Below are 6,318 nucleotides of genomic sequence, written 5' to 3'. Positions count from 1 at the left end.
CAGAAAGTAACTGGGGGTCTGAAGCCATAGGGTGGAACCAGAACGTGTATATTAAGGCCCAAGCAAAAATATACATATGGTTACGCCTGAAGAATCCTGAAACGCGTGCAGTGAACGGCTTTCCTGCTTTAAGGCCTAAGAAGAGCCCACGTCTTTGATTTTCGATAATAAGAATTATCGAGAGCATGATTATGACAGAACCTTGGCTTGACCAGATTGGTACGTCTTGTGCTATTCCATCGAACCAAATATGGGTTTGTATCAGATGTAGGAACAAAAAGACAACAGTGATCGTAAGGGTTAAAAGATTATATTTAGTTAAACCACTAGTAGGAGGATTTCTTGCAAGGTTTTTTTGTCCCCAGTATATGACTCCCCAAATTGCAAACTGATGACTAAGGTATAATGTCCATACTATGAACATAGTCCAAAAATTACGGACTGGCAGTTTCCAATAATACCAATCCGAACCTTGGTCTGGAAGCAATATATCAAGGAATGGTTGTAGTAAGGGACCAAGGATCCAGATTAATAATATGAACCCTACCGCAAAAACTAGTAATCCTGCCCATGTGTAGTATGCTATGTGTGGATTGTTTTTCTCAATTGTATTCGAAGATTTCATTTTGGTCGTTTCTATCGCGAAGTATCTTATAATTCTTAGCGTTCTTATACTTCATATAGTAGGTATTCAAGTGGTTTAATCAAAGAGAGCACGTGTCTTTGTGAGAACTCTAAAGAGTAAAGCCCGATCAGTTTTTCCTTTGATTATAGACAAACCATCAGTTCGTATTCTTGACAGAACAAAGACTACAATAGATTGATACTTTTCTAATCCTATCAATCTTATATACTTACTAAAAGTATTTATTAGTAATATGGCAAAATACTCATTTGCTAATCTATCAAAAAAACTTCGACTTTTGAGTAATAATGATATAGACGATATATATACTGCAGCTTTAGAACTTTTAGATAAAAAAGGCGTAAAATATCATAATTCAGAAGCTCTGCGAATTCTAAGCTCTGGTGGGGGCGATGTTGATGAGAAGAGCATGGTAGCGAAGCTTTCTGAGCAACTTATTAAAGAAAGCGTTATGAGAGCTCCATCCGAGGTTTCTCTTTATGATAGGAATGGGGAGCTTGTAATAGAGCTAAAGGAAAGCAATGTGATCTTTAACCCTGGTTCAGCAGCAATCAATATTCTTGATATGGAAAGTGGTGAGATAAAAAAGCCAACTACTGAAGATTTTATTGAATTTGTTAGGCTCACAGATGCTTTGAAAAATATAAGGGCTCAAAGTACTGCTCTTGTAGTTTCGGATGTCCCTGAAGCTATTAAAGATCGATATAGGCTTTATATCGTGTTAAAAAATTCTATTAAGCCAATTATTACAGGGGCTTTTACGATCGATGGACTCCATGATATGAAAAAGATGCTAGGAATCGTACTTGGTGAAGAGGAGCTTGTTAAGAAGCCTATAGCCATATTCGATGTATGTCCCACACCACCTCTAAAGTGGAGCGAACTTATTTCTCAAAATCTTATCGATTGTTCTAAATATATGATTCCTGCTGAAATATTACCAATGCCATTGGCTGGAGCTTTAAGTCCTGCAACTTTAGCCGGCACTCTTGTCCAGCATACTGCAGAAGCTCTCAGTGGAATTGTTCTGGCTCAACTGACTAATCCTGGTGCGCCTTTGATTTATGGAGGATCGCCTACAATCTTTGAAATGAGGTACGCAACTACCCCTATGGGTGCAATTGAGAGTGTAATGATTCAATGCTGTTACTCCGAGATTGGAAAGTACTTAGGCTTGCCTACTCATGCTTATCTGGGTTTAAGCGACTCAAAGACTTTAGATGCTCAAGCTGGTCTTGAATCTGGCATTGGAATGATTATGGGTACTTTGGCAGGCATTAATGTAATATCGGGTCCAGGCATGCTCGATTTTGAAAGTTGCCAAAGCTTTGAAAAGCTCATAATAGATAATGAGATCTGCGGTCAAGCTCTAAGGCTTAGCAGAGGTATAGAAGTCTCAAACGATACATTGGCTATTGATATAATAAAAGCTGTTGCTCATGATGGACATTTCCTAAAGGAGAAACACACTCTTGACTGGTTCGAGAAAGAGCAATATATCCCATCATTAGTTTTGGATAGGAACAGAAGATCACATAAGAGTTACGATCCAAAGGATATCTGCCAAAGAGCCAACATACACGCAAAGAAGTTGTTAGCTGAGCATAAGCCTGAGCCCCTTGATCCAGATATTGAAAAAAAGCTGGACTATTTTATGAAAGATATTATGGACTTAAAAAAATGAACTTTATCTGAATATCTTGATCCACCGACTTTGATAATTTAGGTTAAAGGGTTATTGGAAACTTCTATGGCAACTTCATTTCTGCGTAAAAACCAAGGCGTATAAGGTGCATTATATCGCATTGAAAAAACGTTACCTTTGGTTTTTATATTTGCCTTCGTTAACTCTTCTAATAATTCCTTTGATCTTTTATTAAAAATTGATTCCGACCAACGGCCTGAGAATCTCAAAGCTGCTACAAGCCTCTCTGGAACTTCCATTATCTTGATGCGCTCATCAAGAGGATATGGTGTTGTTTCAATATTATATATTTCAGGCATTATGAAAGCTATAGAGTTAGTATCTGATATTACAGGAGCGGTCATTGCAATTCGCTCAGATATTACAGGAGCAGTCATCTCCACCTTTGTTTTTTGCTTATTATGGCCAGTAATGAAGCGGAAAAGAATATTAAAACCTTTATCACCATAACCTTCAGCCCGTGCAATAACTAAACTTCTATAGCGCCTTATCTCTATCTTATTTAATCTCTTAATAATATCGTATTTTGCTTTCTCAACCAAAAATATACACCTGATATGTTAATTGAGTTTCAGTATAATAAAATATTTACCCATCAATTGAATTCAAAATATCACGAATTTGGGCGAAGGTAATAGCCTTGGGCTTGGAAATTAAGTATTCTGATGTAATTTGTGATAAAATATTAAAAAAATGCACCTATACTACGCTATTTTTTCCACATATCTATCAATGTCAAACTTTCTCTTTAGACCTCTCTCATTCATATACCTTATTTTACCAAAAATGGGTCTTTCTTTCCACGGGCGGTCATGTTTTCCGAAGCACCATGCCACACCAGTAAAACTGTTTGGGTCTCTCCCATCCAGTTCATATTTATTATTGAGGTAAAGAGCAGTCTTGAAGGCATCTTCAGGGTTTTTGTTCCACTCAAGGATCTTCTTCCCCCAGTACATCCTCATATAACCATGCATCTTCCCCCGGAAAATCATTTCCTTCTGGGCTGCATTCCAGTAAGGATCGTGAGTTTCAGCTGTTTCAAATTCTCTCAAAGTATAGGTGTATTCTCTTGGGTCTTTCTTATGCTCTAGTAATGTCTTTCTAACCCATTCAGGAAGCCCATCAAAGGAATCGTAATTCGGATTGTAAAATACAAAATTTATGCTCAGCTCCCTTCTTACGATGAGTTCCTCTAGATAAACATCTTTTCCCGGACTATCGGTTGCTAAAACCTTTAGAGCTATATATAATGGAGAAATCTGTCCGAAATGCAGGTAGGGGCTCATATTTGATAGGTAGTCGACGGTAGGGTCATTTCTCAGTTCTGGGTATCTATCTAATTTATTTTTCAAAAACGCTTCTAAATGTTTTTTAGCATCACTTGTACCTCCATGAAATTCATTTATTCTTTTGACACTTCTATCGATATTAAGATGAAGGATTGCTTTTTTAATGTCTTTTATATCAAAAGAGTAAAAATCAAGGTCAAATGAACCTATTTTGGGATGGTTCTTTTTCAGTGGAATGAGGTAATTATCCAATTTCTTTTCTATCTTGGGTCTAAACGTGGCGGCAGAATACTCTTCCTTTGGAGATGTCACTTCAACAGGCACGATCGAATCACTTTCAACTTGTAACAAAGGACATCCAATACGTTTGGCCACTTGTCTGCTCCACTTTTTCTGTATTTTCAAGTATCCTCTATCCACTACAACTAGGGAGGCATGCTTCGATAACTCAACGACGCCAAGCTCCGGAGACTTATCCCATATTACCATCTTGATATCCCTCTTCTCGAGAGAAGACTGAACTTTCTTTAGTCCCTCTAGCATGAAATAATAGTGCCTTTCATTCGCCTCAGGATAGTTATTAATTAATCCAAAAAATACCAAAAGAGGCTTATTCAGCTTGTTAGCTTGTAAGATTGCGTGTTCGAGGGCGTGGTTGTACTCTGTTCTATGAGAGGCTTGCATCCAATAAAGTACGTAACTTCCCTGTTTAATCTCTCTGCCATTTAGGTTTTTAATTCTCTCTTGTTGAATCATATTATTTGTAAATCTTTATTTCTAATCGTTTAGCTTGATAGAAGAGTTCAACAATCCACAAATCCAATTTAATTCTTTTAAGGCTACTTTTAAGATCAAATAATACCAAGATAAATCAGAATTATCCCTATTGAGTTGAATATTCCATGGATTACGGCCGTAGCAGTAGTATTTTGATCCGTCTTCTGCCATACATAGCCTAAAACCAGACCACCCGCAAAGGCAGTAGCAGCATTATACGGGTAATTAGCAAAGTGTGGTAGTCCAAACAAGGCAGAAGCAATCAACAAACCATTCATCTTTCCAAACGAGTTTTCAAAACCTTGCTGCACAAAACCCCTAAAAGCCAACTCCTCCACTGGTCCAACCAGAATTATAGATATAATAACGTAGGCAACCAGTTGAAAAGAATCTGTGGGCATTGCCGCCTTAGTATAGGCTTCTGCCATGGGGTCTGGACCAAAAAAACTTGTTAAAACAAGCGTGACAACTGCAGTAAACAGGAAAAGAGGGATTAAAGCGACTGAAACACTGGCCAAGATTTTGGGGCTAGTCCTTTTAAAACCCAGCTCCTTTAAACTTGCATGTGCATACCTAGCGAACATTATAGTTATCGTTAGCAAGATGACCTGTATTATAGGCGTGACTACGATGTAAGATGGAAAAGGCAGATCTAACATTATATGCCAAGTTGTAAACTGGAAAACGCCAAAGCCAAATATGCCATAAACGGTTAAAACCGCGCCTATCAATGCAAGAGCACAGGCAAATGCTAGTTTTGCTCCCCATTTAGGCTGATTAACCATCAACAGGCCCCAAAGTTGTTTAATTTATCCTAATTTATTTTTAAAACTTACGTAAGCATAGCCATAAGATTAGCATGCACTACATTCGATCCCTTCCCACTAAAAGATGTTATAACCGTATATTAGTGCCATATTCAGTATTTAAAATTCGATTTTTTACATTAAGCACCTAGAAGTATCTGGAGCCGATTTTACCTTCGAATTGAAATAGGTTTTATTCTTTCGAGATCATGACCTCTGTGGCTTTTATAACAGCTTTTACACGATCTCCAGATTTTAAACCCAGATCTTTAACGACTTTCTTTGAGATAATGGCAGTCACGATGGTTGGAGCTTTAATCTCTACCTTTACAGTGGCTGTTATTACACGAAGATGGGTTGAAATATCGACAGTCTAAATAATACTGACTCTGCTATCGCCTCTGAAGGTTAATTATATCGGGTTATATTCTTCTAACCCGAAATTCTTCTATAAAGTGGCTGCTTTAAGCTGATTAGCAATTTTCCTTCCAAAATCTTTACATTTAGGGAGCTCTTCGTCTTCGATAGGACCCTTCATTCCTCCGACCCTTACCGATAAGCCAAAAGTTATTAGTTGCAATCCAGGAACCTTTTCGCCTATTCTCTTCTCCATTTTCTTCACAGCCTTCTCGAAGTCTCCTCCAAGATATGTATCGAAAACAGCAACCCATTTGGCTTTTAATTCAAGTTTCCCAAGTTTATCAATAAACTTACTAATAGTCCGAGAAGGCCCACCAAAATGAACTGGTGCCCCGATCAATAGGGCATCAGAATCAGCTACCTTGTCAAGTTCAACTTCCTTAACATCACTAATGGCAGTTTCTATTCCCTCGATTTCCCTCATTCCTTCCAAGATTTTCTCTGCTACAAGCTTTGTGTTGCCGTATTTTGTATCATAAACGATAAAAGCTTTTACCAAAGGTCATCACTCTATCATATTACTTATTATATTATTGAAAGTTTAGATTTTAGTTACCTGTATACTTTATGATATTTCCCTCTTCATCTGTAGTTACATGTACAACGATTGGAATTTCTGCTCCGTCTTCTGCAGTAACCTTTTTTCTGAAGGAAAATCTATATCTCTTCTTTGTT

Annotated in this window: 7 protein-coding genes; 2 read left to right on the top strand and 5 right to left on the bottom strand. The window is 37.6% G+C overall.

What is annotated here, in order from left to right:
* Positions 1-625, bottom strand: a 625-nt coding sequence (locus tag L6N96_00035) for a hypothetical protein (GenBank protein MCP8322556.1), incomplete at its 3' end; no start/stop codon positions are given.
* A gap of 253 nt (positions 626-878) precedes the next feature.
* On the opposite strand from L6N96_00035, the gene L6N96_00030 reads away from it, so the two are divergent.
* Positions 879-2,330 (top strand): trimethylamine methyltransferase family protein, encoded by a 1,452-nt coding sequence (locus tag L6N96_00030; GenBank protein MCP8322555.1) that lies wholly within the window; start codon positions 879-881, stop codon positions 2,328-2,330.
* 38 nt (positions 2,331-2,368) lie between these two features.
* Here the strand turns inward: L6N96_00030 and L6N96_00025 are convergent, their stop codons facing one another.
* The 3 genes from L6N96_00025 to L6N96_00015 all read right to left on the bottom strand — a co-directional run bounded on the left by L6N96_00025 (position 2,369) and on the right by L6N96_00015 (position 5,202).
* Entirely contained in the window at positions 2,369-2,893 is a 525-nt protein-coding gene (locus L6N96_00025) for a heme-binding protein (GenBank protein ID MCP8322554.1), read from the bottom strand.
* A gap of 162 nt (positions 2,894-3,055) precedes the next feature.
* Positions 3,056-4,396 carry a deoxyribodipyrimidine photo-lyase gene (gene phrB / locus L6N96_00020; GenBank protein ID MCP8322553.1) on the bottom strand — a complete coding sequence of 447 codons (1,341 nt, stop codon included), beginning with the start codon at positions 4,394-4,396 and terminating at the stop codon, positions 3,056-3,058.
* Between the two features lie 95 nt (positions 4,397-4,491).
* Positions 4,492-5,202 (bottom strand): CPBP family intramembrane metalloprotease, encoded by a 711-nt coding sequence (locus L6N96_00015; protein MCP8322552.1) that lies wholly within the window; start codon positions 5,200-5,202, stop codon positions 4,492-4,494.
* A 239-nt stretch (positions 5,203-5,441) separates the two neighbouring features.
* On the opposite strand from L6N96_00015, the gene L6N96_00010 reads away from it, so the two are divergent.
* A complete protein-coding gene (locus L6N96_00010; protein ID MCP8322551.1) occupies positions 5,442-5,600 on the top strand; it encodes a hypothetical protein in 159 nt (52 codons plus the stop codon).
* Between the two features lie 71 nt (positions 5,601-5,671).
* On the opposite strand, the gene L6N96_00005 is transcribed toward L6N96_00010, so the two are convergent.
* Positions 5,672-6,142 carry a flavodoxin domain-containing protein gene (locus tag L6N96_00005; GenBank protein MCP8322550.1) on the bottom strand — a complete coding sequence of 157 codons (471 nt, stop codon included), beginning with the start codon at positions 6,140-6,142 and terminating at the stop codon, positions 5,672-5,674.
* Positions 6,143-6,318: the final 176 nt, after the last annotated feature.

The sequence above is a fragment of the Candidatus Methylarchaceae archaeon HK02M2 genome, assembly GCA_024256165.1.
Lineage (GTDB): Archaea > Thermoproteota > Nitrososphaeria > Nitrososphaerales > JACAEJ01 > HK02M2.
This window is presented reverse-complemented; position numbering and strand designations above follow the sequence as displayed.